This is a genomic window from Streptomyces sp. NPDC086766 (genome assembly GCF_044746005.1).
Lineage (GTDB): Bacteria > Actinomycetota > Actinomycetes > Streptomycetales > Streptomycetaceae > Streptomyces.
This window is the reverse complement of the sequence record NZ_JBIVBI010000009.1, coordinates 1-26,783: the sequence shown is the minus strand read 5'-3', so window position 1 is coordinate 26,783 and position 26,783 is coordinate 1. Positions and strand designations below refer to the sequence as shown.

The 26,783-nt window shown below is 71.8% G+C and carries 19 protein-coding genes; 6 read left to right on the top strand and 13 right to left on the bottom strand.

Annotation, left to right across the window (positions count from 1 at the left end):
- Positions 1-53: 53 nt before the first annotated feature.
- Entirely contained in the window at positions 54-1,034 is a 981-nt protein-coding gene (gene galE / locus ACIPM1_RS18250) for a UDP-glucose 4-epimerase GalE (RefSeq protein WP_356189636.1), read from the top strand.
- Positions 1,035-1,062: 28 nt separating this feature from the next.
- On the opposite strand, the gene ACIPM1_RS18245 is transcribed toward galE, so the two are convergent.
- On the bottom strand, positions 1,063-1,689 hold the full coding sequence (locus ACIPM1_RS18245; protein WP_356189634.1) for a TetR/AcrR family transcriptional regulator: 627 nt from the start codon (positions 1,687-1,689) through the stop codon (positions 1,063-1,065).
- Between the two features lie 183 nt (positions 1,690-1,872).
- Here ACIPM1_RS18245 and ACIPM1_RS18240 point away from each other — a divergent pair, with 183 nt between their 5' ends.
- Positions 1,873-2,784, top strand: coding sequence for an ABC transporter permease (locus ACIPM1_RS18240; RefSeq protein WP_402435548.1), 912 nt, complete (start codon positions 1,873-1,875; stop codon positions 2,782-2,784).
- A complete protein-coding gene (locus ACIPM1_RS18235; RefSeq protein WP_356189630.1) occupies positions 2,777-3,619 on the top strand; it encodes an ABC transporter ATP-binding protein in 843 nt (280 codons plus the stop codon). Before ACIPM1_RS18240 ends, ACIPM1_RS18235 begins: the two co-directional genes overlap by 8 nt.
- 22 nt (positions 3,620-3,641) lie before the next feature.
- On the opposite strand, the gene ACIPM1_RS18230 is transcribed toward ACIPM1_RS18235, so the two are convergent.
- The 5 genes from ACIPM1_RS18230 to ACIPM1_RS18210 form a co-directional block, all read right to left on the bottom strand.
- Complete coding sequence (locus tag ACIPM1_RS18230; RefSeq protein ID WP_402435545.1) at positions 3,642-5,156, bottom strand: hypothetical protein; 1,515 nt, start codon at positions 5,154-5,156, stop codon at positions 3,642-3,644.
- Positions 5,137-5,634, bottom strand: coding sequence for a GtrA family protein (locus ACIPM1_RS18225; RefSeq protein ID WP_402435542.1), 498 nt, complete (start codon positions 5,632-5,634; stop codon positions 5,137-5,139). The genes ACIPM1_RS18230 and ACIPM1_RS18225 overlap by 20 nt, the downstream gene beginning before the upstream one ends.
- A 190-nt stretch (positions 5,635-5,824) precedes the next feature.
- Positions 5,825-10,753 (bottom strand): NAD-glutamate dehydrogenase, encoded by a 4,929-nt coding sequence (locus ACIPM1_RS18220; protein ID WP_402435540.1) that lies wholly within the window; start codon positions 10,751-10,753, stop codon positions 5,825-5,827.
- Between the two features lie 789 nt (positions 10,754-11,542).
- Positions 11,543-12,208, bottom strand: a complete 666-nt coding sequence (locus tag ACIPM1_RS18215) for an HAD family hydrolase (RefSeq protein WP_402435537.1) — start codon at positions 12,206-12,208, stop codon at positions 11,543-11,545.
- Between the two features lie 84 nt (positions 12,209-12,292).
- Positions 12,293-12,808, bottom strand: coding sequence for a DUF6912 family protein (locus ACIPM1_RS18210; protein ID WP_402435534.1), 516 nt, complete (start codon positions 12,806-12,808; stop codon positions 12,293-12,295).
- Positions 12,809-13,137: 329 nt separating this feature from the next.
- On the opposite strand from ACIPM1_RS18210, the gene ACIPM1_RS18205 reads away from it, so the two are divergent.
- Entirely contained in the window at positions 13,138-13,920 is a 783-nt protein-coding gene (locus ACIPM1_RS18205; RefSeq protein ID WP_402435531.1) for an Rv3235 family protein, read from the top strand.
- Between the two features lie 98 nt (positions 13,921-14,018).
- On the opposite strand, the gene secA is transcribed toward ACIPM1_RS18205, so the two are convergent.
- Complete coding sequence (secA, locus tag ACIPM1_RS18200; RefSeq protein WP_402435528.1) at positions 14,019-16,832, bottom strand: preprotein translocase subunit SecA; 2,814 nt, start codon at positions 16,830-16,832, stop codon at positions 14,019-14,021.
- Between the two features lie 270 nt (positions 16,833-17,102).
- Between secA and ACIPM1_RS18195 the strand changes: the two genes are divergently transcribed.
- Positions 17,103-17,681: a GNAT family N-acetyltransferase gene (locus tag ACIPM1_RS18195; protein WP_356189617.1), complete on the top strand. Its 579-nt coding sequence runs from the start codon at positions 17,103-17,105 to the stop codon at positions 17,679-17,681.
- 56 nt (positions 17,682-17,737) lie between these two features.
- Positions 17,738-18,913 (top strand): winged helix-turn-helix domain-containing protein, encoded by a 1,176-nt coding sequence (locus ACIPM1_RS18190; protein ID WP_402435524.1) that lies wholly within the window; start codon positions 17,738-17,740, stop codon positions 18,911-18,913.
- Between the two features lie 96 nt (positions 18,914-19,009).
- Here the strand turns inward: ACIPM1_RS18190 and ACIPM1_RS18185 are convergent, their stop codons facing one another.
- The 6 genes from ACIPM1_RS18185 to mtrA all read right to left on the bottom strand — a co-directional run bounded on the left by ACIPM1_RS18185 (position 19,010) and on the right by mtrA (position 26,591).
- The gene (locus tag ACIPM1_RS18185; RefSeq protein ID WP_356189612.1) at positions 19,010-19,756 is read right to left on the bottom strand and encodes a response regulator transcription factor; all 747 of its coding nucleotides are present in this window, start codon (positions 19,754-19,756) and stop codon (positions 19,010-19,012) included.
- 204 nt (positions 19,757-19,960) lie between these two features.
- Positions 19,961-20,656 carry a ribosome hibernation-promoting factor, HPF/YfiA family gene (gene hpf / locus ACIPM1_RS18180; protein ID WP_402435521.1) on the bottom strand — a complete coding sequence of 232 codons (696 nt, stop codon included), beginning with the start codon at positions 20,654-20,656 and terminating at the stop codon, positions 19,961-19,963.
- A 310-nt stretch (positions 20,657-20,966) separates the two neighbouring features.
- A complete protein-coding gene (locus ACIPM1_RS18175; RefSeq protein WP_402435518.1) occupies positions 20,967-21,830 on the bottom strand; it encodes a ComF family protein in 864 nt (287 codons plus the stop codon).
- A gap of 124 nt (positions 21,831-21,954) precedes the next feature.
- Positions 21,955-23,826, bottom strand: coding sequence for an LpqB family beta-propeller domain-containing protein (locus ACIPM1_RS18170; RefSeq protein ID WP_402435515.1), 1,872 nt, complete (start codon positions 23,824-23,826; stop codon positions 21,955-21,957).
- Entirely contained in the window at positions 23,816-25,900 is a 2,085-nt protein-coding gene (gene mtrB, locus ACIPM1_RS18165; protein ID WP_402435512.1) for an MtrAB system histidine kinase MtrB, read from the bottom strand. The genes ACIPM1_RS18170 and mtrB overlap by 11 nt, the downstream gene beginning before the upstream one ends.
- A gap of 1 nt (position 25,901) precedes the next feature.
- Positions 25,902-26,591, bottom strand: a complete 690-nt coding sequence (gene mtrA, locus ACIPM1_RS18160; RefSeq protein ID WP_003975799.1) for a two-component system response regulator MtrA — start codon at positions 26,589-26,591, stop codon at positions 25,902-25,904.
- Positions 26,592-26,783: the final 192 nt, after the last annotated feature.

The window sequence follows — 26,783 nt, the reverse complement described above, 5'->3', positions numbered from 1 at the left end:
GCGGATCTCCCGAACGGATCCCCCGGGGTCAACCGAGGAGGAGACGGCCGCACATGACCTGGCTGATCACCGGCGGCGCCGGCTACATCGGAGCGCACGTCGTCCGCGCCATGACGGAAGCGGGCGAGCGGGCGGTGGTGTACGACGATCTGTCCACCGGCATCGCCGAACGCGTCCCGGACGGGGTCCCGCTGGTGGTGGGCTCCACGCTGGACGGGGACCGGGTGGCGCGCGCCCTCGCCGAGCACGAGGTCACCGGCGTGGTCCACCTCGCGGCGAAGAAGCAGGTGGGCGAGTCGGTGGACCGGCCGCTGCACTACTACCGGGAGAACGTCGAGGGGCTGCGCGTCCTGCTGGAGGCGGTGACGGCGGCCGACGTCCCGTCGTTCGTGTTCTCCTCCTCGGCGGCCGTGTACGGGATGCCGGACGTGGACCTGGTCACGGAGGAGACTCCGTGCGCGCCCATGTCCCCGTACGGCGAGACCAAGCTCGCGGGTGAGTGGCTGGTCCGGGCGACGGGCCGCGCGACCGGCATGTCCACGGCGTCGCTGCGCTACTTCAACGTGGCGGGCGCGGCGAGCCCCGAACTGGCGGACGCCGGCGTCTTCAACCTGGTCCCGATGGTCTTCGAGAAGCTGACCGAGGACGCCGCCCCGCGCATCTTCGGCGACGACTACCCGACGCCGGACGGCACCTGCATCCGCGACTACATCCACGTGGCGGACCTGGCCGAGGCCCACGTGGCCACGGCCCGCGCGCTCCAGGCCAACCCGGGCCTCGACCTGACCCTGAACATCGGCCGCGGCGAGGGGGTCTCGGTCCGCGAGATGATCGACACGATCAACGCCGTCACCGGCTACGACCGCCCCCCGACGGTCACTCCGCGCCGCCCCGGCGACCCGGCCCGCGTCGTCGCCTCCGCCGACCGCATCGCCACCGAGCTCGGATGGCACGCCAAGCGCGACGTCCAGGACATGATCACCTCGGCCTGGGAGGGCTGGACCTACCACCACCCGGAGGCAGCCCGCCGGTGACGACCCCGTCACCGGGCCCGGCACGGCGTCAGAGCGCCTTGATGGCCTCCGCCGTGCCGCGGGCCAGGGCGTCCAGGTAGCCCTTGGGGAGCTTAGGGCTGCGGATGACGACCGCGCGCCAGTAGAGCGGGCCCGAGATCAGGTCGAGGGCCAGGTCCCGGTCCGGGCCGGGACGGATCTCGCCGCGGCGCTCGGCCGCCGCGAGGATGCTGCTGGCCACACTCTCCTGCCCGTCCCGCAGGGCCTTCTGCATGGCCTCCGCGATGTCGGGGTTGCGCGCCGCCTCCGCCTGGAGGTCGGGAATGATCTGCGAGGCCACGGGGTGGCGCAGGGCCCGGGACGTGACCTCGTACAGCAGCCGCAGGTCGGTCTCCAGGGAGCCGGTGTCCGGTGCGGGCAGGCCCTGCACCGCGAGCGCCGAGACGATGTCGAGCACCAGGTGCAGCTTGGAACGCCACCGCCGGTACACCGCGGTCTTGCCCACGCCCGCGCGCCGCGCGATCCCCTCGATGGACATGCGCGCGTAGCCGACGGCCGCGAGCTCCTCGAAGACGGCGGCCCGGATGGCCTCGGTCACGTCCTCGCGGAGCACGGCCGCCCCGGCGGGGGTCCGGCGGCGCGCGGGCGTCCGGGGCTGTTCGGCGTTCGTCGTCATGCACTCCAGCATAGGGCGTTACGACGAAACGGTTGCGTTCCGACGTCGATTCGCCCTACGCTCACGTTGCGACGATACGGTCCCGTCCCGACGTAAGAAAACGTGAAGAGAACCGTAAGGAAACGGGCGACGCCACGGAACCGGACGCGCCCGCACCCCCACCCCCGAGCGAAAGCAACGGATGTGAGCCAGGTCCTCCACACACCGCCCGCCCCGGCCCCGGCCGAGGGCGACCTCGCGGCGCTCGCCGCACGCCACGGCCTGTCCGTCAGCGGCGCCCGCCCCTCCCTGCGCCATTACGTCCGCCAGCTGTGGGCGCGGCGGCACTTCATCACCGCCTTCGCCACCGCCAAGCTCACCGCCCAGTACAGCCAGGCGAAGCTCGGCCAGATCTGGCAGGTGGCGACCCCCCTGCTGAACGCGGCGGTCTACTACTTCATCTTCGGCGTGCTCCTCGGCACCAGCCGGGGCGTCTCGGACTACATCCCGTTCCTGGTGACGGGCGTGTTCATCTGGACGTTCACGCAGAACTCGATCATGGCGGGCACCCGGGCGATCTCCGGGAACCTGGGCCTGGTGCGGGCCCTGCACTTCCCCCGGGCCGCGCTCCCGATCTCGTTCGCGCTCCAGCAGCTCCAGCAGCTGCTGTTCTCCATGGCCGCCCTGGTGGTCATCCTGCTCTGCTTCGGCATCCCGGTGAGCGTCTCCTGGCTGCTGATCGTGCCCGTGCTGTTCCTGCAGTTCGTCTTCAACTCGGGCGTCTCGATGATCATGGCCCGGATGGGCGCCAAGACGCCGGACATCGCGCAGCTGATGCCGTTCATCCTGCGCACCTGGATGTACGTCTCCGGCGTGATGTTCAGCATCGACAACACGCTCAAGCACAGCGGCATGCCGAACTCCGCGAAGGTGCTGCTGGAGTCGAACCCGGCCGCCGTCTACATCGACCTGATGCGGTTCGCGCTGATCGACAGCTTCAAGGCCCACCAGCTCCCGCACCACGTGTGGGCGTACGCGACGGGCTGGGCGCTGCTGGCCGGCGTCGGCGGGTTCATCTACTTCTGGAAGGCTGAGGAGACGTACGGCCGTGGCTGAGCAGACCATCGCACACACCGGCGGACCCGTACCCGCGGACGCCGCCGGCAGGATCCCCACCGTCATCGCCGACGGGGTGGACATCGTCTACCGGGTGTTCGGCACCGGCGCCGGCCGCGGCTCCGCGACCGCCGCGCTCAACCGCATCCTGCGCCCCAAGCAGGCGGAGAAGGCGGCCGGCGTGCGCCGGGTGCACGCGGTGAAGAAGGTCTCGTTCGTCGCCTACAAGGGCGAGGCGATCGGGCTGATCGGCACCAACGGCTCCGGCAAGTCCACCCTGCTGAAGGCCGTCGCCGGCCTGCTCCCGGTGGAGAACGGCGCCATCTACACCGACGGCCAGCCCTCCCTCCTCGGCGTGAACGCGGCCCTGATGAACGACCTGACCGGCGAGCGCAACGTCCACCTGGGCGGCCTGGCCATGGGCATGACCCGCGAGCAGATCAGGGAGCGCTACCAGGACATCGTCGACTTCTCCGGCATCAACGAGAAGGGCGACTTCATCACCCTGCCGATGCGGACGTACTCCTCCGGCATGGGGGCCCGGCTGCGGTTCTCGATCGCCGCGGCCAAGGACCACGACGTGCTGCTCATCGACGAGGCGCTGGCCACCGGCGACCGCAGCTTCCAGAAGCGTTCCGAGGAGCGGATCCGCGAGCTGCGCCGGCACGCGGGCACGGTGTTCCTGGTCAGCCACAACAACAAGTCGATCCGCGACACCTGCGAGCGGGTGCTGTGGCTGGAGCGCGGCGAGCTGCGCATGGACGGGCCGACCGAGGAGGTCCTCGAGGCCTACGAGGCCTTCACCGGCGGCGGCGACAAGGCCAAGAAGGGCTAGCACCGGTTCGCGTACGGGCCGGTCAGCGCACCACGGCGTACAGCACCTCGCCGCCCGGCCCGTGCGCCACCGCGCGCAGCCCGTCCTCACCGGCGGTCCGGCCGTGGTCCAGGACCCAGCGCACCCCGTACCTGCGCAGGATGTCCCGGCGCACACCGCTCGGGGTCGCCGGCGCGAAGTAGCGCTCCACGGCCGCCTGCCGCCGGGACTCGTCCGGCAGGAAGAAATCCGGATAGCCGGGGGCGACCGTGTAGGCGCCGTAGGCGGGGATCACGCGGTTGGGTCCGGTACGGGCCATGACGATCTGGCCGTACCGCACGTACGGCGTGATCCACTCGTATCCGGTCCACGGCGTGGTGTACCGCTCCGCCAGCTCCTTCGGCAGCGCCGCGCGCCCCACGACGTAGCCGAGCACGCCCGCCTGGGACCACGCCCCCACCGCGAGCGCGGCGGCGAGCGCCGCGGCCCACCGGATCCGCACGGCCCGCCGCCCGCCCTCGGCGACCTCCAGCGCGGCGGCGAGCTGGGTCGGGATCAGCGCGGCCGGCAGGGCACGCCCCCAGGAGTAGTGGCCGCTCGCCCAGCCCGCCGCGCACACCAGGGTGCCGAGCAGGAAGAAGATCACCAGGGGGTCGTGCCGCGTCCGGCGCGCCCGCAGGGCCAGGGCGGCCACCCCGAGCAGCGCCAGCCAGTACCGGGCGAGGAAGTGCTCGTAGAGCGCCCGGTGCACCTCCTCCAGGTCGCCCCCGGCCGAGAACAGGGCGAAGAAGTCGTAGTACGGCCACAGCCACAGCACCAGCAGGCCGAGCGCCGCCCCGGCGCCGAGCCGCGGCCACAGCTCCCGCGCGGGGCGGGCCGGGAGCACCACGGCGATCCCGCCCAGCGTGGCGACGACCCCGGTGAACTGGTGGCAGAGCAGGATCAGCGCCCACAGCGCGCCGATCCCGAGCCAGCTCCCCCACCCGGCGGGCCCGCGCAGCGCCCGGGTCAGCCAGGCCCAGAAGTGGAAGGCGAGGCCGAGGGCGAACACGCTCGGGTAGGACACCGTCAGCGCCAGGGAGTTGAGGGCGAGGAAGCCGCTCCAGTTGATGAGGTCCGTGCCCCACAGCAGGACCAGGCTCAGGGCCGCCAGCGCGGGCGCGGCCCGGTGGGCGCTCAGCGTGCGGACGTAGCGCCACACCCCGGTCGCCAGCAGCCCGAGTCCGGCCAGGGCGGCGAGCCGCAGCACGTCGAAGACGGACCAGCCGGTCACCTCGGCGACGCAGCCGAGCAGCAGTATCCACGGCGAGTAGTACGGGCTCGGCGTGTCGACGGCGACGAGCGGGTTGCCGGGATGCAGGAGGTTGTGGCGCAGGCGCGCGATGGTCGCCGCGTGCATGCCGAGGTCGCCGGCCCAGGGCAGCCGCACGACCACCACGAGCATCAGGACGGCGACGAGCGCGACGGCCGTCAGGGGCGCGCGGGCCCCGCCGGCGAGGGCCGCCGACCGGGAGGCGGCCCGGCCCGCGACGGGCGCCTCAGGCGGCGCGGCGCGCATCGTGCGGGAACACCCAGGTGCGGTAGACGAGGAAGCGGAACGCGGAGGCGAGCACGATGGACAGCGCCTTCACGGCGTTCGACGCCCAGGGGCCGTTCAGGCCGAGGCCGTGGTACCCGGCGTAGAAGAGGCCGCTCTCCATGACGACGCCGAGTCCGCTGAAGAGGAAGAAGAGCGCGATCTGCCCGGGGGTGCGCGAGGACCGGTCGCGGTAGGCGAAATACCGGAAGCCCAGGTAGTTGGTGCCCATGGCGACACAGCTGGCGAGCACGGTGGCGGGCATCGCGGGCCGGCCCAGGCCGTGCAGCAGCAGGTTGAAGACCAGGAAGTTGACGAGGACACCACTGCCGCCGACGACGACGAATTTCACGACTTCGAGGACGACTCGCACCACCGGCCGCGCCGGAGCCCGGGGGGTAGCGGTGAGCCGCACGGGTGCGGTCGTGGCCGGACGGCTCTCGGTGAGATTCACAGACACCCGGCGACTTTATCCGAATCATCCCGATTAGCAGGAAAAGGTAAATGTGCCGTGTGGCGGCGTGCGGAGCCCGTCCGGAGGACGGCATGAGAACGGTGTGAGGTCGGCCAGGGGACGGCGTGAGACGACACGAGGGCGCCCCGGGCCGGTGCGGCCCGGGGCGCCCTCGACGACGCGGAAAGCGGTGCGGCTACGAGTGAGTGCGCAGCAGCGTACGCATCGTCCGCATCGCCACCGACAGGTTGGCGAGGTCGAACTCGTCCGAACCGCGGATCTCCTCCAGGGTGGTGCGCGCCCGGGACAGCAGCGCCGCGTTCTTCTGCTCCCACACCTTGAAGCGCTGCTCCGGCGTGCAGCTGCCGTTGCCGGCCGCCAGGACGTCCGAGGTCAGTGCCGCGTGTGCCGCGTACAGGTCCTCACGGATCGCCGCGCGCGCCATGGACTGCCAGCGGTCGGCGCGCGGCAGCTCGATGATGCGGTCCATCAGCTGGGTGATGCTGAGGCGGTCGGCGAGGTCGTAGTACACCTCGGCGACGTCCATCGGGTCCTTGCCCATCCGGTCGGCCACCGAGACGATGTCCAGCGCCGGGAAGGCGGAGGAGAAACCGGCCACCCGCGTGGCCACCTCGTCCGGGACCCCGGCCGCGGTCAGTTCGTCGTAGACCTGCTCGTACCACTCCAGGTCCGCGCCGCGCAGCAGCTTGGGCAGCTCGGACCAGACCTGCTCGACGCGGTCGGCGAAGAACGCGACGGTGTCGGTGAGCTCCAGCGGCTGCGGCCGGTTGTTGAGCAGCCAGCGCGTGCCGCGCTCCACCAGGCGGCGGGAGTGCAGCCGGATCCGGGTCTGCACACCGGCCTCGACCCTGTTGTCGAGCGCCTCGACCGCGTCCCACACCGCGCCGGAGCGGAAGATCGCGCGGGCCACGGTCTGCGCCCGGACGATCTCCTCGAGCGAGGCGCCGGTCTCCTCGCGCAGCCGGTGCAGATAGGTCGTGCCACCCGTGTTGACCGTGTCGTTGACCAGCACGGTCGTGGTGATCTCACGGCGCAGCGGATGGCCGTCGATGCCCTCCGGGAACCGCTCGCGCAGCGCCGTCGGGAAGTAGGCGTGCAGCAGTCCGCGCAGATACGGGTCGTCCGGCAGCGAGGTGTGCAGCAGTTCCTCGGCCACCGTGATCTTGGTGTACGCCAGCAGAACGGCCGTCTCCGGACTGCTCAGGCCCTGGCCGAAGTTCAGCCGCTCGCGGACCTGGCGGTCGGTGGGCAGGAACTCCAGCGCCCGGTCCAGGTGACCCTCGCGCACCAGGTGCTTCATGAAGCGCTGCTGGGCGTGGAGCATGTCCTTGGACTGGGCGAGCGCGTTGGCGATCGCCGTGTTCTGCGCGTAGTTGTTGCGCAGCACCAGCGCGCCGACCTCGTCGGTCATCTCCGCGAGCAGCCTGTTGCGCTGCTTGACGGTCATGTCGCCGTCCGCGACCAGGCCGTTCAGCAGGATCTTGATGTTCACCTCGTGGTCGGAGGTGTCCACGCCCGCACTGTTGTCGATCGCGTCCGTGTTGATCTTGCCGTTGTGGCGTGCGAACTCGATCCGGCCGAGCTGGGTCAGGCCCAGGTTGCCGCCCTCGCCCACGACCCGGACGCGCAGGTCGGCGCCGTCGACGCGGATGGCGTCGTTGGCCTTGTCGCCGACGTCCGCGTGGGACTCGGTGCTGGCCTTGACGTAGGTGCCGATGCCGCCGTTCCACAGCAGGTCCACCGGCGCCTTGAGGATCGCCCGCATCAGGTCGGCCGGGGTCAGCTTGGTGACACCCGGCTCGATGCCGAGGGCCTCGCGGATGTGCCCGTTGACCGGGATGGCCTTGGCGCTCCGCGGGAACACCCCGCCGCCCGCCGACAGCAGCCCCGTGTCGTAGTCGGCCCAGCTGGAGCGGGGCAGCTCGAACAGGCGGCGGCGCTCGGCGTAGGAGGTGGCCGCGTCCGGGTTCGGGTCGATGAAGATGTGCCGGTGGTCGAAGGCCGCCACCAGGCGGATGTGCTCCGACAGCAGCATGCCGTTGCCGAACACGTCGCCGGACATGTCGCCGATGCCGACGACCGTGAAGTCCTCCGTCTGGGTGTCCACGCCCAGCTCGCGGAAGTGCCGCTTCACGGACTCCCAGGCGCCGCGGGCGGTGATCCCCATGCCCTTGTGGTCGTAGCCCGCGGAGCCGCCGGAGGCGAAGGCGTCGCCGAGCCAGAAGCCGTACGCCTCGGCGACCTCGTTGGCGATGTCCGAGAACGTCGCCGTGCCCTTGTCGGCCGCCACCACCAGGTAGGTGTCCTCGCCGTCGTGCCGGACCACGTCCTTGGGCGGCACGACCTCCCCGGCGACCATGTTGTCGGTGATGTCGAGCAGCGCGGAGATGAACGTCCGGTAGCTGGCGACGCCCTCCGCCATCCAGGCGTCCCGGTCCACGCTCGGGTCCGGGAGCTGCTTGGCGACGAAGCCGCCCTTGGCGCCGACCGGCACGATGACGGTGTTCTTCACCATCTGCGCCTTGACCAGGCCGAGGATCTCGGTGCGGAAGTCCTCGCGCCGGTCGGACCAGCGCAGGCCGCCCCGGGCGACCTTGCCGAAGCGCAGGTGCACGCCCTCGACCCGCGGCGAGTACACCCAGATCTCGTACGCCGGACGCGGGGCCGGCAGATCCGGGATGGCCTGCGGGTCGAACTTCATGGAGACGTACGCGTGCGGGCCGCCGTCCGCCGCCGCCTGGAAGAAGTTGGTGCGCAGCGTCGCCTTGATGACGGTGAGGAAGGACCGCAGGATCCGGTCCTCGTCGAGCGAGGCCACCTGGTCGAGCGCCGCGTCGACCTCCTCCAGCAGCGCGTCCACCAGCTCGTGCCCGGCGCGCTGCCGCTCCGGCGCCATGCGCGCCTCGAACAGGGAGACCAGGAGGCGGGTGGTGTGGACGTTGTCGCGGAGGGTGTCCTCCATGTAGTCCTGGCTGAAGGTGGAGCCCGCCTGGCGCAGGTACTTGGCGTACGCGCGCAGCACCATCGCCTGCCGCCAGGTCAGCCCGGCGCTCAGCACCAGGGCGTTGAACCCGTCGTTCTCCGCCCGGCCGGTCCAGGCGGCCGCGAAGGCGTCCTGGAACCGCTCGCGGGCGTCGTCGCCGAGGTAGTCGCCGGTGCCCGAGGTGGGCATCCGCAGACCGAAGTCGTAGATCCACGCGGTCGTGCGGTCGGCGCAGCGCAGTTCGTACGGCCGCTCGTCAGTGACTTCGACGCCGAGCCGGCTGAGCACCGGCAGGACGGCGGACAGGGAGACCGAGCCGCCCTTCTGGAAGATCTTGAAGCGGCGCTCCTCGGGCGCGGCGCCCACCGGCTCGTACAGGCTCAGGGCGAACGTCCGGTCGGCGTTCAGCCGCTCCAGGTGCACCAGGTCGGCCACCGCGGCGCGCGGGGAGTGGTCGGCCTTGTAGCCCTCGGGGAAGGCGTTGTGGTAGCGGCGCAGCAGTTCGGCCGCGTGCTCCTCGCCGAGCTCGGCGTTCAGGGCCTCGGAGAAGGCGTCGGCCCAGGAGCGGGCGGCCTCCACCAGACGGGCCTCGATGCGCTCCTTGTCGTTGTCGGACAGCTGCGGCAGCTCGGTGCCCTGCGGGACCCGGACCACGAAGTGCAGCCGGGACAGGATCGACTCGGTGTTCCAGGCCGTGAAGTCGACGCTGGTGCCGCCGAGTTCCTCCTTGAGGATGTCGATGATCCGCAGCCGGACACCGGTGGTGTAGCGGTCGCGCGGGAGGTAGACCAGCGCCGAGTAGTAGCGGCCGTACTCGTCCTGGCGCAGGTACAGGCGCAGCCGCCGGCGCTCCTGCAGGTACAGCACGGAGGTGACGATGGCCTGCAGCTCGTCGGCCGGGGTCTGGAAGAGCTCGTCGCGCGGGTAGGTCTCGAGGATCTGCAGCAGGTCGCGCCCGTCGTGGCTGTTGGGCGAGAAGCCGGCGCGCTCCAGGACCTCCTCGACCTTGCGGCGGATGACCGGAATCCGCCTCACCGATTCGGTGTATGCGGCGGACGAGAACAGCCCGAGGAAGCGGCGCTCGCCGACGACCTCGCCCTGCTCGTCGAACTTCTTGACGCCGATGTAGTCCAGGTAGGAGGGCCGGTGCACGGTGGCGCGGCTGTTGGCCTTGGTCAGCACGAGCAGCTTGTGCTCGCGGGCCTTGGCGCGGGCGTCGGCGGGCAGCCGCTCGAAGGACGGGCTGACCGGGTGGGCGTCGTCACCGGCGTGGGGCGGGTCCGCGCGCAGTATGCCGAGCCCGGTGCCGGGCACGGCGGCCAGGCAGTCGTCCCCGCGGAGCTGGTACTCGCGGTAGCCGAGGAAGGTGAAGCTGTCGTTGGACAGCCAGCGCAACAGCTCGCGGGCCTCCTCGACGTCCTGCGCGCGCAGGTCGCCGGGCCGGGGCTCACCGGGCAGCGCCTCGGCGAGGCGGATCGCCGCGTCGCGCATCTTCTCCCAGTCCTCGACGGCCTCGCGGACGTCGGACAGGACACGCAGCAGGTCGGCGGTGATCTGCTTGAGGTCGGCGCGGTCGGTCTCGCGGTCGATCTCGACGTGGATCCAAGACTCGATGTGCGCGTCGTGCGGCAGCGACTCGCCCGCGGGCGGCTTCGGCAGCACCTCCAGGAGCTTGCCGGTGACGTCGCGGCGGACGACGAACTGCGGGTGGACGACGACGTGGATGCCCCGGCCCTGCCGGGTCAGCTCGTTGGTGACGGAGTCGACGAGGAACGGCATGTCGTCGGTGACGACCTCGACCACGGAGTGGCTGCACGTCCAGCCGTTCTCCTCGACGGTCGGGGTGTGCACCCGGACGTTGGCCGTGCCCTGCGGGCGGTTCTCGGCGAGGCGGTAGTGGGAGAAAGCGGCTCCGAAGATGTCGACCGGGTCGCGGTCGGCGAGGTCCTCCGGGGCGGTGTGCAGGTAGTAGCGCTGGAGGAACGCGAGCACGGAATCCCGGTCCGGGGTGCCCTCGCCCGTCGTACCAGTCGGTAGGTGCCCCCCGACCGGACTGTTCTCAGCTACCCGGGCGGCCCTCTCGAGCAGCTCGGCCTTGGCTTCGTCCAGCTTGGTCTGCATTGTCCTCTGGCTCCTGTCGCGCGCCGTTGCGTGACGTAGAAGGAAGTACGGTCTCTTCCCCTTCGGCGTGACGCCGCGGCCCGGGGTGTCCGGTCCGTTCCGACGCTATGCCGCAAGGTGAGATGAGCGGGGGGTTGTCGGCCATTTTCGACCCGACCGATGCGTGTGACGCTGCTCTCGGCTGCGTCGGCATCCGGCCCTCGTGCGGCGTCCTGGGGGCCGTCGAGGACCCGTCCCGCCCGCGCGGACCAGCGACCGCCGCCCGGTCACGGATGTCGTCCGTGCATGCCGGGCGCGGAGCGGAGGCGCCGGTGCCTCCGCGAGCTATCGCGCTGATCACGCCACCAGGCTATCGCTCCCGACGGGGGACCCGTCATGAGCCGTATGTGTACAAATACAGGGGTCGAACTTTGACGATCTGCACAGGGGCGCCGGAAGCGCGGGCGTCGTATCCGGGCCGGGCGCGCCCGGGCAGGGGTCCGGCGGGGTGCGCGGCCGGCGCGGTGATGCGGGGCGCCTTGCGCGGGGCGCGGTCGGGCGCGGTGGGGACGGCGGCCGTGCGCGGTGGGGTGCGCGGTCGGGCGTGGCGGGGCGCACGGCTGGGCGCGGGCGGTGTGCGGTCGTGCGCGGGCGGGCGCGCGGGCCTGTTGCGCGGTCGGTCGCGCGGTCAGGCGCGGTGGTCGCGCCGTCGGGCGCGCGGTCAGGCGTGGGCCGCGCGCGGGCCTGGGTGGGTCAGGCCCCGGCCGGGCGCGCGGGCCTGTTGCGCGGTCAAGCGCGGCGGGCGTGCGGTCAGGCGGCCAGTCGTTGCGCCTCCGCGACGGCCTCCGCCAGGGTGTCCACCACCGGCACCCCCGCCTCCTCCAGACTGGCCCGGCCGTGCGAACCTCCGGTGTACAGCACCGCCCGGGCCCCCGCGTGCCGGGCGGCCACCGCGTCGTCGGCCGCGTCGCCGATCACCACCGTGCGCTCCGGACGCACCGCCCCGGCCAGGACGCCGAGGTGGCGCACCATGTGCTCGGCCTTGCTGCCGCCGGACGGCCCCGTACGCCCGTCGACGCGCAGGAAGTGCGCCTCGATGCCGAAGCCCCGGACCAGGGGCACGAGGTCGTCGTGCCCGTACATGCTCAGGATCGACTGGCTGTGCCCGGCCGAGGCCCAGCCCGTGATCAGGTCCACCGCGCCGTCGGTCAGCGCGCAGCGGACCCGGTGCTCGGTGTAGTACCGGTGGAAGACCTCGTCCATGACCAGCCACTCGGCGTCGGTCGGCAGCCGCCCCAGCAGCCGCTCGTAGAACTTCGGCACCGGCACGCAGTACAGCGCCCGGTACTGCTCCAGCGTGATCGGCTCCAGGCCCAGCTCGGCGAAGGCCGCGTTCGTCGCTCCGATGATCGCCTCGTTGTCGTGGAACAGCGTGCCGTTCCAGTCCCAGACGATGTGCGCCCCTGACTTCCCCATGTCCAAGAACCTACCCTCCGCCACCGACAATCAAGAGAACGGCGGACGAGCGCACCGGGGCGGGCCCGGCGCACGGCGGCCGGCTCAGTCGCCGAGCCCCACCAGGTTGGGGATCTCCTGCGTGGCGTACCACAGCAGCTCGTGGTCCTCGGCGCCGTCCACCACGAACTGCGCGTCGTCGTCGCCACCGTCCGCCGCCTGAAGTGCCTCGGCCGCGGCGGCCACGTCGGTCTCCGCGTCGTCGGCGTCGACGTGCACCGCCGCCGCCTTGGCCAGCGGCATGGTTCCGGCCACCCGCACCTCGCCGAGCGCCGCCGGGTCGAGCCCCCGGTCGGGGTCGGCCGCGGCCGCGCCGTCGGGCACGTCGACCGCGACCACGACCCGGCGCCGCGGCGCGTCCGGGTCCGCCGCGAGCAGCCGCAGCGAGGCGAGCGCGGACCGGCTGAGCGCCGCGTACTCCAGTTCCTCGATGTCGTCGGAGAGGTACCACTCGCGCAGGGCGGGCGTGACCGCGTACGCGACGAACGGTCCCGCGGCCAGCTCACCCGTCTTGTACGCCTCGGCGAGCCCGGGGAGGGTCAGGGGGACGTAGACGCGCATGGCTGGCCGCTTTCGTGGTCGGTGGGTTCCGCAGGGGCTCCGGGCGGCTGCGAGCCCACCTCCCGGACGCCCTTCAGGATACGTGCGGTTGTCCCCTTTCGGGTCCCCGGCCGCACTCCCGGACCCGTCCACCTCACGCCTCCCCCGTCACCCGGTACGGCCCCTTCCTATCGGGCTTTTCAGCCACCGCGACCACTCGGATAGGTGAATTCGCCCGCCGCCCGCTCCGGGGCGCGGCTCGTTTGCCGTCGCCGGTCCCGGCCCCGTACAAGATCCCCACCAGCAAGTTACCGACCGGTACAACCCGGGCGACCTCGATCGGGGACTCCATGAACAAGGTCATGACCAGGAACCAGCGCCGCCCCGGAACCCGCCCCGCGGGCCGTCACGCCTCCCGCCGCCCCGGCGGCGGCCCGCCCCGCACACCAGGCGGAACCCCCACCCGTACGACCGGCGGCAGCCGCCCTCCCGGCCCGCCGCGCGCCACACCCGCCACCCGCACCCGCCCCGCCGACACCCGCCCGCCGAGCTCCCCGGCCGGCCCGTCCTCCCTCCCGGCCACCCGCCCCTCGTCCACCTCGGCCCGCAGCGCCGACGCCCCGGGCCGGAGCGCGGCTGCTCCGAGCCCGTGTGCGCCCGTCCCGGGCCCGAGCGTGGCTGCCCCGGGCCCGGATGCGTCCGCCCCCGACCGGAGCAGCGTCGTCTCCGGCCGGAGCAGCGCAGACTCGGGCCGGAGCGGCGCCTTCCCCGGCCGGCCCGGCGCCTGCCCCCACCCGGTCACCGCCGAACTCTTCGCCGACCGACTGCTGGCCGTGCTCAGCGGGCAGCGGCCGGTGCACTGGATGCTCCGCCACACCGCGGGCCGCGCCTACGACGAACTGGCCTGGCTCGCGGACCGCGGCCCCCTGCGCGCCCGCGGGACCCGTCCCGTCGTCCGCGACATCGGCTACTACGAAGCCCGGCCGGGCGCCCTGGAGGCCTTCGCCCGCATCGGCGCCGGCGAGCAACTGCGCGCCATGGCCTTCCGCCTGGAGCAGGGCCGCGATCTGCGCTGGCGCTGCACCGCGGTGGAGCTGGGCGGCCCCCGGATGCCCCGCCCGGACGACGACTGAGAGCCACCGGCGGGAGGTCGAAGCACCGGAACGCGAAGGGCCGGGCATCCCTCGGGATGCCCGGCCCTCGACGGCAGCCGCTCCTGACGGAGCCGCCGTCACTTCCTGCGGCGACGGCCCGCCTTGGCCTGCTTGCGGCGCTCCGCGCGGGTGAGGCCGTCGGACTCGGAGCGGTAGGGCTCGTCGTCGGTGGCGAACTCGCCCTCGACGATGCCGCCCTCACCGTCGACGGTCGGCGCCGAGAAGTGCAGGTCCCGCCGCTGCGGGGCGTCGAGGCCCTTCGCGCGGATCTCGGGGCGGGCACCCGCCTGCGCCGGAACCGCGTCCTGCGCGCCCTCCGGCACCATCTGGGCCTCCTCGACCGGGACCTCCTCGACCTGCTGCTCGACCTGGACCTCCAGGTTGAACAGGTAGCCGACGGACTCCTCCTTGATGCCCTCCATCATCGCGGTGAACATGTCGAAGCCCTCGCGCTGGTACTCGACCAGCGGGTCCTTCTGCGCCATCGCGCGCAGGCCGATGCCCTCCTGGAGGTAGTCCATCTCGTAGAGGTGCTCGCGCCACTTGCGGTCGAGGACCGACAGCACGACCCGGCGCTCCAGCTCACGCATGATCTCCGAGCCGAGCTGCGCCTCACGGGCCTGGTACTGCTCGTAGATGTCGTCCTTGATGGACTCGGCGATGAACTCCGCGGTCAGGCCCGCCCGGTCGCCGGCCGCGTCCTCCAGCTCCTCGATGGTGACCTTGCACGGGTAGAGCTGCTTGAACGCGCCCCACAGCCGGTCGAGGTCCCAGTCCTCCGGGAAGCCCTCGGCGGTCTCGGCCTGGATGTAGGCGTCGATGGTGTCGTCCATGAAGTGCTGGACCTGCTCGTGCAGGTCCTCGCCCTCCAGGACGCGGCGCCGCTCGCCGTAGATGACCTCGCGCTGGCGGTTGAGGACCTCGTCGTACTTCAGGACGTTCTTACGGGTCTCGAAGTTCTGCGTCTCCACCTGCGACTGGGCGGAGGCGATCGCGCGGGTGACCATCTTGTTCTCGATCGGCACGTCGTCCGGCACGTTCGCCATCGACATCACGCGCTCGACCATCTGGGCCTTGAACAGGCGCATCAGGTCGTCGCCCAGCGAGAGGTAGAAGCGGGACTCGCCCGGGTCGCCCTGACGGCCGGAACGACCGCGCAGCTGGTTGTCGATCCGGCGCGACTCGTGCCGCTCGGTGCCGAGGACGTAGAGGCCGCCAAGGCGCTCGACCTCGTCCTTCTCGGCCTTGACCGCGTGCTCGGCGCGCCGGAGCGCCTCGGGCAGGGCCCCGGCCCACTCCTCGATGTGCTCCTCGGGGTCCAGGCCCCGCTGGCGCAGCTCCGCCTCGGCGAGGTCCTCGGGGTTGCCGCCGAGCTTGATGTCCGTACCGCGGCCCGCCATGTTCGTCGCCACCGTCACGGCGCCCTTGCGGCCGGCCTGCGCGACGATCTGTGCCTCGCGCTCGTGGTGCTTGGCGTTGAGCACCTCGTGCTGGATGCCGCGCTTGCTGAGCTGCTGCGAGAGGTACTCGGACTTCTCGACCGAGGTGGTGCCGACCAGGATCGGCTGGCCCTTCTCGTGCTTCTCGGCGATGTCGTCGACGACCGCCTCGAACTTCGCGACCTCGGTGCGGTAGATCAGGTCCGACTGGTCCTTGCGGACCATCGGCTTGTTGGTCGGGATCGGGACCACGCCGAGCTTGTAGATCTGGTGGAACTCGGCGGCCTCGGTCATCGCCGTACCGGTCATGCCGGAGAGCTTGTTGTAGAGGCGGAAGAAGTTCTGCAGGGTGATCGTGGCGAGCGTCTGGTTCTCGTCCTTGATGTCCACCCCTTCCTTCGCCTCGATCGCCTGGTGCATGCCCTCGTTGTAGCGGCGGCCGGCGAGGATACGGCCGGTGTGCTCGTCGACGATCATGACCTCGCCGTCGATGACGACGTAGTCCTTGTCGCGCTTGAAGAGCTCCTTGGCCTTGATGGCGTTGTTCAGGTAGCCCACCAGCGGGGTGTTCACCGACTCGTAGAGGTTGTCGATGCCCAGCCAGTCCTCGACCTTGCCGACACCGGCCTCGTGGATGGCGACCGTGCGCTTCTTCTCGTCGACGTCGTAGTCGCCGGTCTCCTCGACGCCCTTGAGCGGGTTGCCGGCCTCGCCCTTCTTCAGGCGGGTGACCAGCTTGGCGAAGTCGCCGTACCACTTGGTGGCCTGGTCGGCCGGGCCGGAGATGATCAGCGGCGTACGGGCCTCGTCGACCAGGATGGAGTCGACCTCGTCGACGACGGCGAAGTTGTGCCCGCGCTGGACGAGCTCGTCCTTCGACCAGGCCATGTTGTCGCGCAGGTAGTCGAAGCCGAACTCGTTGTTCGTGCCGTAGGTGATGTCGCAGGCGTACTGCTCGCGGCGCTGGGCCGGCGTCATGTTGGCGAGGATGCAGCCGACGCTCAGACCGAGGAACCGGTGGACGCGGCCCATCATCTCCGAGTCGCGCTCGGCCAGGTAGTCGTTGACCGTGACGATGTGGACGCCGTCGCCCGACAGGGCGTTCAGGTAGGCGGGCAGGGTGCCGACCAGCGTCTTGCCCTCACCGGTCTTCATCTCGGCGACGTAGCCGAGGTGGAGCGCGGCGCCGCCCATGAGCTGGACGTCGTAGTGGCGCTGTCCGAGGACGCGCTTGGCCGCCTCGCGCACGGTGGCGAAGGCCTCGGGCAGCAGGTCGTCCAGACTCTCCCCGTCCGCGTACCGCTGGCGGTACTCGTCGGTGAGGGCCCGCAGCTCGGCGTCGGAGAGGCCGACGAAGTCCTCTTCGATGGAGTTGACCTGGCCCGCGATGCGGTGCAGCTTGCGCAGGATCTTGCCTTCGCCTGCACGCATGATCTTCGAGAGGACGGACACGGGGGTTGGTCTCCTTGCCGGTCGGGCCTGGGACGGTCGGTTTCCATTGGACGTACTGAGCAACGGCCATCGTATGCGAGGACCCCGCCAAGCCGGGAGGGCCTGCCGTGACGGCGGTTCTCGGCGGCTTCGCGGCGCCTTCACAGGGGACAACGGACGGGGGTGGCGGATGGTGCCGCGTCGGGGCCGCGAATTGCGCGAATTGTGATCGCCCGCTCACCGGGGGCTAAAGGAATGGCGTTCGTCCGGGCGTCCGAGCAGAATCGGCCGATGGAACCCGTCACGCTCACCACCGACCGCCTTCTGCTGCGCATCCCGGGCCCGCAGGACACCGACGCCGTGTACGCAGCCGCGCAGGACCCGGACATCCAGCGCTGGACCACGATCCCCTCCCCGTACCTGCCGGAGCACGCGCGGGGCTTCACGGCGGAGATGGTCCCCGAGGGCTGGGCCGACGGGTCGATGTTCACCTTCGGGGTCTTCCTGCGCGGGGGCGAGCTGGTGGGGATGCTCGGCATCACCATGCGGTCCCTGGGCGAGGGCGAGATCGGCTTCTGGGCCGTGAAGGAGCACCGCGGCCACGGCTACATCACCGAGGCGACCCTCGCCGCCGCCCGCTGGGCCTTCACGGCCCTGTCGGTCGACCGTCTGGAGTGGCGCGCCGAGGCCGGCAACGCCGCCTCCCGCGCGGTGGCCGAGCGGGCGGGGTTCACGATCGAGGGCACCCTGCGCTCGGCGCTCAACAACAAGGGGGTGCGCCGGGACTGCTGGGTGGGCTCCCTGCTGCCGTCGGACCTGGAACTGGCGTCCGCGGCGCCGTACCTGCCCGCGCCCGCACGGCCGGTGTAGGCGGCGAAGGCGCAGCTCAGGCCGCGCTGTCAGTGCCACCCCCTAAGGTGCCGCCCATGACGACCGCCCCGCGTCCCACCACCGTCCTCTCCGCGGACGAGGCCCGCCGCATCGCCCTGCGCGCCCAGGGCCTCCTCGGTGCCCCCGACCGGAGGCCGGGCGTCCGCGGCGTGCTGCGCCATCTGGGGGCGGTCCAGCTCGACACCATCTCCGTCCTCGCGCGCTCCCACGAACTGGTCCCCTACGCCCGCCTCGGCGCGGCCGGCCGCAGGACGGTCGAGGACGCCTACTGGACGGGGACGCACGCCTTCGAGTACTGGTCGCACGCCGCGTGCATCCTCCCCATCGAGGAGTGGCCGCACTTCGCCTTCCGCCGCCGCGCCTACCGCAACCGCCCCCACTGGAACCACGAACTGCCCGACGGCGCCTACGAGCAGGTCGTCAAGCAGCTCCGGGCCGAAGGCCCGCTGACGGCGACCGAGTTGGGCGGCGCGAAGCGGACCAGCGAGTGGTGGGACTGGTCCGGCACCAAGGTCGCCGTCGAACGCGCCCTGATGTACGGCGAGGTGGTCTGCGTGGAGCGCCGCGGCTGGAAGCGGGTGTACGACCTGGCCGAGCGCGCGGTGCCGCAGGCCCTCCTGCACGACGAGCTGGACGACACCGAGTGCCTGCGCCGCCTGGTCGGACTCGCCGGCCGGTCCCTGGGCGTCGGCACCCGCGCGGACATCGCCGACTACCACCGGCTCAAGGGCGAGCAGGTCGACGCGGTGATCGCGGACTCCGGTCTGGTCCCGGTCGCGGTCGAGGGCTGGTCCAAGCCGGCCTGGGCGGACCCGGCGGCGCTCGCCACGCCCCCGCGCGGCCGCCACCGCACCACGCTGCTGTCCCCCTTCGACTCCCTGATCTGGGAGCGGGCGCGCACGGAGCGGATCTTCGGCTTCACCCACCGCCTGGAGGCGTACGTCCCGAAGCCGAAGCGGGTGCACGGCTACTTCGCCATGCCCGTACTGGCCGGTGGGCGTCTCGTCGGCCGGGTGGACCCCGCGCGCGAGGGCCGCACGCTGGTGGCGAAGCAGGTCACCCTGGACGGCGCCCGGGCCGTGCCCGCCGTCGCACAGGCGCTCGTCGAGGCGGCCGGCTGGGTGGGCTGCACGGACGTACGGGTGGAGCGGGTGGACGCATCCGAACTCCGCGCCCCCCTCGTCCGGGAAGTGGCACGGGCCGTCGCCTGACCGCTGCGGCGGCCGGTCCTCGTCGGGCCGGGTCGCTCGGGGGCTCGGCGGCCGGCAGCCGGCAGCCGGCAGCCGGCAGCCGGCGGACCGACGGGTCTACCGGATCTCGAGGATCTTCTCCCGCATCGCGTAGACCACGGCTTCCATCCGGGAGTGCAGTTGGAGCTTCTCCAGGATGTTGCGCACGTGGTTCTTCACGGTGTTCTCGGAGATGAACAACTCCTTGGCGATGTCCCGGTTGTTCATCCCGGTGGCCACGAGTTTCAGGACCTCCAGCTCACGGTCGGTCAGCCGGGGAGCGGGGACGAGACGCCGCTCGTCGGTCCGCTGGATCATCGACTTGAATTCGGTGAGCAGTTTCGACGCCATCGAGGGGCTGATCTGCGACTGGCCGTCGGCCACCGCGCGAATGGCCGTGGCCACCTCGTCGGTGGAGATCTCCTTGAGGAGGTAGCCGGTCGCGCCCGCCTTGATGGCGTCGTAGAGGTCGGCCTCCTCGTCGCTGATCGTCAGCATGATGATCTTGGCGCTGGGAGCGACCTCCTTGATGGAGGTGCACGCCTCGATCCCGCCCCGCTTCGGCATCCGTACGTCCATCAGCACGATGTCCGGCAGCAGGTCGGCGGCCTTGTCCACGGCCTCCGCGCCGTCGCCCGCCTCGCCGACGACCTGGATGTCCTCCTCGGCCGCCAACACGATCTCCAGGCCGCGGCGGAAGAGGGCGTGGTCGTCCACGACAAGGACTCTGATCGGCTCCTTGCGTGAAGTGCCCGCCTCCGGGCCCATGCCGACGACGCCGCCGCCGGCATCCTCGTCCCGCATCGGTCCGAAGCTGTCCGCCATCGTTCCTCCCCCTGAAGGCTTGGCCTGCTGTTCGACGCCATCGCCAACCCAAGGCAACGGCCCATCGGTTGAGCCGTTGCGGCCATGATTTCATGCTCGGACGGCGCCGCGGTGACAGAGCAGTGCGCGAAGGGGTCGCACACGGGTGCCCCTGGGGGCGCACGCGCGCTCCAGGGGCACCGTCTCAGCTGTCAGTCCGCCGGGTCAGCCGCCCAGCGTGCCGCCCGCCTCGGGAGGGGACGCCTGCGTGACCATCGTGTCCGTCCTGAGGTGGATCACGCCGTAGTCGTAGGCGTGGCGCCGGTAGACGACGCTCGGTTCCTTCGACTCGGAGTCGACGAACAGATAGAAGTCGTGCCCGACCAGCTCCATCTCGTAGAGCGCCTGGTCGAGGGTCATCGGGGAGGCGACGTGGTTCTTCTCGCGGACGACGATCGGCCCGTCCCCCTGCACTTCCAGGGAGCCGATCCTCTTGGTGGGCACCTGGCCCTCTTCCTCTTCCTCCCGGACCGGGACGCCGTTCCCGTTCAGCGTCGCCGCGTCCGGCACGTGGTCGGGGACCTCGGCGGCCGAGATCCGGCGCGCGCCGCGACGCGAGAACCGCTTGTCGTGCTGCTTGCGCAGCCGGGCGTCCAGCTTTTCCGCGGCGAGGTCGAGTGCCGCGTACGGATCGCTGGCCGCTGCCTCCGCCCGGATCACCGGACCGCGGGAGCGGAGCGTGATCTCCACTCGGTCGCACCGGTCGGCCTGTCGGGGGTTGGGCTCCTTGGACACCTCGACGTCGAGGCTGATCACCTTGCCATCGAGCTTCTGGATCTTCTCCAGCTTCAGCTTCTCGGCCACGTGCTTGCGGAACCGCTCGGGCACCTCGGTCTTGCGGCCCTTGACGACGATGTCCACGCAGAACTCCGTTCCCGGATCGCTCCGCTCCACTGGCGGAGCATCTCCCTTTTGCACCCGGTTCCGGTCAGGCCCGGAACCTCGGACTCGGTGACGTCCACCTCCTCCTCCCCCGTGGGCGAGATCTCCACCCCGTCGGCGCGGGTGATTGCGAAAAACCCGCGACGCGGCATTCGCATATGGCGGGGATGGCCTGCGCCTTTCCCTCACCAACCGAACATATCTCGCCCGGACGGATGACGTCACCCTCTACTGCGACGTACCTCCGATCAGGTGAATTGACCCTCTCATTGCCTGCAACGACGCAACTTCACTGCCAGTTCCGGTTTATTGCGAAAGAATCCGGCGGGGCCGCGACGACGGCCGCGCAGATCACCTCACGGGCCTGGTGCACGCTCGCCATTTCCGGTGCGCGATACACCGAGTTCGCCCCCTTCGACCGTGTTCCGATCTTCCGTTCCCCCATCTCTTCCCGGGTCTCCGCGACGTACACAGCCGTATTCAGGGCACGCGCCGCCTCCCTCAGCGAGGCACCCGTCGTCATCAGGTCGTCGACGGGCACGACCGGACCGCCGCGCAGCAGCCGGGCACTCCCGGCGGCCACCTCCAGCGCACCCGCGAGATTGTCCATGCGCTGCCGGGAGTTCAGCCCGGACTGGTCGGCCACGGCGCGCCGCTGCCGCAGCACCGCGAGGACCCGGGCCGGCGTCCCGGAGCGCCTGAGCTCACCCGCCGCCGCGAGCGCGATCCGCCGCGCCGGATCGTGCCCCCGGGCCCGCACCGCACTCCGCGCGGACGGCACGGGCACGAGCAGCACCGGCCCGCCCGCCCCGGGATCCGCGCGCGTCCCGGCCCGCCCCCCGCGATCCGCCGTCAGCCCGGCCCGGAGCCCCGCCCGCACCGCACCGGCGAGGGCGGCGCCCAGCGGGCCGGACAGGGCCAGGACACCGCGCTCCTTGTGGGCCAGGAGCATGGCCCGCACCTCGTCGGTGTACGGAGCCGCCGCGTGCACGGCGGGCAGGCCGGGCGGCTCCGGCAGCGGCCGCACCCGGCACGCCGCCGCCCCGCTCAGCGCGGCCCGGCACTCCGGGCAGAGCACCGTGCGCGGCCTGCCGCAGCCTCCGCACTCGGTCGGCAGTACCAGGTCGGTGAGGTCCCGCCACCACCCGCGCATGTCCTCCACTGTGCCAAGGCAGCCCCCTCGCGGCCACCCCTGTGGAAAACGCCCTGTGGACAACCGCCGCAGCGCTGACCAGGGATTCACTCACACGAGTGGGCCCTGGCCAGGGCCCCGCAGATCATCCCGGATAGACCGGCGCCGACCCGTTCTTGACCACCTGCTGCCACTGCGCACCGGACGGGAGCCGCACGATGCCGTCCTCCGAGTACGCCACCAGCGGCAGCCGGTCGTCCGCGGAGGCGGCGACCGACTTCACCCCGGTCAGCGCGGCGGGCGTCGGCCCGTCCGGAGCGGAGCCGTCGACCTGGACGTACCGGATCGTCTGCACACTGCCCTGCTCGCGCCCGGCCACCACGAGCCGGCTGTCGCCGGCCCAGGACACGGCGGTCACGTCCTCCAGCTGCGGCGCGGCGGAACGCAGCTCCAGGACCGACACCACCGGCCGCTCCCCGCTCCTCACATCCCGCTCGATGCGACCGACCAGCAGGGACCGCTTGCCGCCCTTCTCCACGACCAGCGCGATCCGCACCCCGTCGGCGGCCACCCGCACCGCGTTGATACGCCCGCTCAGTCCGGGGACCCGCACCTCCAGCGGCTGTCCCGCGCCCTGCTCCAGCACCAGCAGCCGCGGCCGGGCCGGATCGCGGTCGGCCACCCACAGGTCGCCGCGCGCGTCCCAGCTGGGTGTCGTCAGCCGGTCGTCCTCGGTCCTGCCCCCGCTCTGCAGCACAGGCTCCCCGAGCGAACCGCCGGACACCAGCGAGCCGACGTACAGCGACCGGCCGTCGAGACCGACCCCGGCCGCGCTCCGCTCGTCCCACGAAATGGCCGCCGACCGCAGCTTCTGCGCGCCCTCGCCGAGCGCGCCCGGCACGGGATCGGCGGTCGGGACGGGGACGCCGTCGGCGATCCGGACGAGCCGGTCCTTGTCGTCGACGAAGTACAGGAACTCGGGACGCTTCACCGACCCGCGCGTGGCGACGTCCTCGGCACGGCCCTCGCCGAGCGTGCACAGCGACGTCCCGTCGGCGCGCCGCAGTGCCACGGTGTCCACGGTCGGGGTGACGTTCTGCAGCGTGAAGAGCAGCTGCGTCGCCATCTCCACACACTGCTCGTGCCCCACCCGGGAGGCCTTCTCGTTCAGCGGCACCATCAGCTTGTTCTGGTCGTCGGGCGTCAGCGAGGTCACGCCCTTGCGCAGCGCCGTACCGGTGGGGAAGCTCGACCTGACCACGGGGCCGAGCCAGTTCGTCGGCCCGCTGAGGAGGGAACGCACCATCTGCGTCATCGCGTCCACCCGCCGGCGCACGTAGACCGGGTCGGCGACCGCTGTCGCGTGCTCCCCGGAGGCGGCCGGGGCGTCCGCCGCGCCCGAAGCGCCGGCGGCACTCGAGGTGTTCGAGGCGAAGTAGTACTTGTTGACGGACATGTAGTTGCGCTGGAAGTCCGACTGCCCCATGACGACGCCCTGGGGCAGCCCGTCGATGCGCCACTGCCTGGTCTTGCGGTCCCGCTTGAGGTGCACGGGCTCGCCGTAGTCGCCGTCGAGCGGGGTGTACGCCTGCTGCGCGTCGACCCGGGCGACCTTGCTGCCGGTCAGCGTGAACGCGTAGTCGTCGGTGTCGTCCCGCCCGATGCTGTGGTCGACCTGGATGTCCGGCCCGCCCGCCAGCACGGTCGTGGACCGCTCGGGCCTCCACTGCTGCGCGGCCGCCGGAGTCAGATACTGCCGGGCCGTCGCGTACTGCGGATCGTCACTGGTCAGCGCCTCGAGAAAGCCCTGGACGATCTCCACGGGCGGGGCGTCCTCCCGGGGCGGCATGGCGAACACGCGCACCTGGGCGTCCTGGCGCGGCGTGGACTCGACGTCCCGCAGATCACCGTTGTCGGGCATCGAGGCGCACCCCGCCAGCATCACGACCCCGCAAGCCGCGTACGCCACCGCGCGTATCGGCCGCCGCCGCGCGCCCCCCTCGCGGTCAGCGCCCACGAAATGCCTCCCCTTGCCTCTGCGCGCCCTGCGGTCCGGCTCCCTCCGGTTCCGCGGGGCTCGTGCTGTCGTCGCCCGCCCTGTCCGCGGCGGGCCGGGCCTCCGGTCGTCGTACGCCCGAGGCGGGACGGGGCACCACGCGCGCGCCGTTGCCGGGCAGCGCCGTCGGGTCGGCCGTGGGGGCCACCGCGGCCGACCGGGATGCGAGCGGGTCCCGTGCCGCGAGCGCCGTCTGCTCGCCCGACGCCTGCGCCGGCACCGTGGCGAGCTTCTCGCCGCCGCGCGGCAGACCGGCGTCGTCGAGGCCGCGGTTGCGCCGCGAGTCCTTGGGTTCCAGCGGGATCGGCGAGCCCCGCAGCGGCTCGTCCGCGGTCCGCGGCAGCGTCAGCCGGAACTGCGAGCCGCCGCCCGGCTCGCCCCAGGCCTGCAGCCAGCCGCCGTGCAGCCGGGCGTCCTCCAGGGCGATCGACAGCCCGAGGCCGGTGCCGCCGGTGGTCCGCGCGCGTGCCGGGTCGGCCCGCCAGAAGCGGCTGAAGACACGGGTCGCCTCACCCGGCTTGAGCCCGACGCCGTAGTCGCGCACCGCGACCGCGACCGCGCCGCCTGCCGCGGCGAGCTTCACGACGACGTCCCGGCCCTCGCCGTGCTCCACGGCGTTGACGACGAGGTTGCGCAGGACGCGCTCCACCCGCCGCGCGTCGGCCTCGGCGACCACGGGCTGCTGGTCGCCGGCCACGCGTATCCGCGTGCCCTTGCGCTCGGCGAGCGGCTCGGCCCCGCTGACGACCCGGCGCACGACCTCCCTCAGGTCGATCGGCTCTGCCTCCAGCGCCGCCGCGCCCGCGTCGAAGCGGCTGATCTCCAGCAGGTCCGCGAGCAGCGACTCGAACCGGTCGAGCTGGTCGGCGAGCAGTTCCGCCGACCGCGCGGTCACCGGGTCGAAGTCCACGCGTGCCTCGTGGATGACGTCGGCCGCCATCCGCACGGTCGTCAGGGGTGTGCGCAGCTCGTGGGAGACGTCGGAGACGAACCGGCGCTGCATCCGCGACAGGTCCTCCAGCTGCTGGATCTTCAGCTGCAGATTCTGCGCCATCTTGTTGAAGGCCTCGCCGAGCCGCGCGATGTCGTCCTCGCCGGTGACCTTCATCCGCTCCTGCAGCCGCCCCGCGGACAGCCGCTCCGCGATCCCGGCGGCCATCCGCACCGGTGTGACGACCTGCCGCACCACCAGCCACGCGATGGCCCCGAGGAGTACGACGACGAAGAGGCCGGCCGTCGCGAGGGTCCCCTTGACCAGGCTGAGCGACTTCTCCTCCTGGGTGAGCGGGAAGAGGTAGTAGAGCTGGTACGGGTCGCCGTTGGGGTCGTTGACCTGCTTGCCGATGACGAGGGCTGGCTGGGAGTCCTTGTCGCCGTCCTTGTAGAGGATCCGGGTGTAGCTCTGGGCGGCCACCGTGCTGCTGTTGATCCGCGCGCGCAGGTCCTCGGGCACGCTCGCGGTGGGGTCCACGTCGCCGGAGGAGCGCGGGCCGCGCCCGCCGCCGCTGTCGTCGCCCGCGGGGAGCGTGACCACGTCGAACGCGCCCTGGCCGCCGCTGGAGAGGGACGAGACCAGGTCGCTCATCCACTGGATGACGTTCTGCGAGGCGTGGCCGTCGGCGGCCGCACCGTTGTCGCCGGTGCCGCTCGCCGCCTCGTCGGCCTTCTGCTTGGCCACCGCGAATCCGCCGGTGGCCTGGCTCTGCGACGCCTTCACCTTGGCGTCGAGCAGCCCGTTGCGCACCTGGCCGATGACGACGAAGCCCAGCAGCAGCACGACGCCCAGCGACATCAGCAGGGTGGTGGCGACGACCTTGAGCTGGATGTTGCGCCGCCACAGCCGCATCACGGGCAGCAGCGGACGGCGCACCCAGCGCATGAACAGACGCAGGACCGGACTGCCCTGCACGCCGCCGTTCAGCAGCCCGCCCTCCATCAGGCGCGCCCAGCGGGAGCCCGCGCCGGTCCGGCCGACAGGCCGCCGCGCGCCGGCCCCGGTCCGCCCGGGCGGCGAAGCGGCACTGTCCCCGGACACGTCAGCTCGGCCCGGCCTTGTAACCGACACCGCGGACGGTCACCACGATCTCCGGCTTCTCCGGGTCCTTCTCGACCTTGGAACGCAGCCGCTGGACGTGCACGTTGACCAGGCGGGTGTCGGCCGCGTGGCGGTAGCCCCAGACCTGCTCGAGGAGCACCTCACGGGTGAACACCTGCCACGGCTTGCGAGCCAGGGCGACCAGCAGGTCGAACTCCAGCGGCGTCAGCGCGATCGACTGCCCGTCCCGCTTCACCGAGTGCCCGGCCACGTCGATGACGAGGTCACCGATGGCGAGCTGCTCGGGCGCGGGCTCCTCCGACCTGCGCAGCCGCGCCCGGATGCGGGCGACCAGCTCCTTGGGCTTGAACGGCTTCACGATGTAGTCGTCGGCGCCGGACTCCAGGCCGACGACCACGTCGACGGTGTCGCTCTTGGCCGTCAGCATCACGATCGGCACCCCGGACTCCGCCCGGATCAGGCGGCACACCTCGATGCCGTCCCGGCCGGGCAGCATCAGGTCCAGCAGCACCAGATCGGGCTTGGTCTCGCGGAAAGCGGCCAGCGCCTTGTCGCCGTCGGCTACGAAAGACGGCTCGAAACCTTCACCACGCAGCACAATGCCGAGCATCTCGGCCAGTGCGGTGTCGTCGTCGACGACAAGGACTCGTCCCTTCATAAACGACATCATCCCATTCTCGTAACAGTGACGAAGCTACTGGTGAGGCACGTCACTGGCCTGTGACGATAGTCGTACGTGACCGTCACTGTCTGCCCTCGTCCGCGGACGTTGATGAAGCTCCTATAGACCGTCAAGTGGTCTGTGTGAGCGGTTTTGGTGTGTGGTGGGGGCGGGTGAGCTGCTTGTAGACCTCGCGGGCGA

Bases quoted from the DNA above. Each gene is read 5' to 3' on its own strand.
- galE (WP_356189636.1), top strand. From the start codon at position 54: ATGACCTGGCTGATCACCGGCGGCGCCGGCTACATCGGAGCGCACGTC.
- ACIPM1_RS18245 (WP_356189634.1), bottom strand. From the start codon at position 1,689: ATGACGACGAACGCCGAACAGCCCCGGACGCCCGCGCGCCGCCGGACC.
- ACIPM1_RS18230 (WP_402435545.1), bottom strand. From the start codon at position 5,156: ATGCGCGCCGCGCCGCCTGAGGCGCCCGTCGCGGGCCGGGCCGCCTCC.
- ACIPM1_RS18220 (WP_402435540.1), bottom strand. From the start codon at position 10,753: ATGCAGACCAAGCTGGACGAAGCCAAGGCCGAGCTGCTCGAGAGGGCC.
- ACIPM1_RS18215 (WP_402435537.1), bottom strand. From the start codon at position 12,208: ATGGGGAAGTCAGGGGCGCACATCGTCTGGGACTGGAACGGCACGCTG.
- ACIPM1_RS18210 (WP_402435534.1), bottom strand. From the start codon at position 12,808: ATGCGCGTCTACGTCCCCCTGACCCTCCCCGGGCTCGCCGAGGCGTAC.
- ACIPM1_RS18205 (WP_402435531.1), top strand. From the start codon at position 13,138: ATGAACAAGGTCATGACCAGGAACCAGCGCCGCCCCGGAACCCGCCCC.
- ACIPM1_RS18195 (WP_356189617.1), top strand. From the start codon at position 17,103: ATGGAACCCGTCACGCTCACCACCGACCGCCTTCTGCTGCGCATCCCG.
- ACIPM1_RS18190 (WP_402435524.1), top strand. From the start codon at position 17,738: ATGACGACCGCCCCGCGTCCCACCACCGTCCTCTCCGCGGACGAGGCC.
- ACIPM1_RS18185 (WP_356189612.1), bottom strand. From the start codon at position 19,756: ATGGCGGACAGCTTCGGACCGATGCGGGACGAGGATGCCGGCGGCGGC.
- ACIPM1_RS18175 (WP_402435518.1), bottom strand. From the start codon at position 21,830: ATGCGCGGGTGGTGGCGGGACCTCACCGACCTGGTACTGCCGACCGAG.
- mtrA (WP_003975799.1), bottom strand. From the start codon at position 26,591: ATGATGTCGTTTATGAAGGGACGAGTCCTTGTCGTCGACGACGACACC.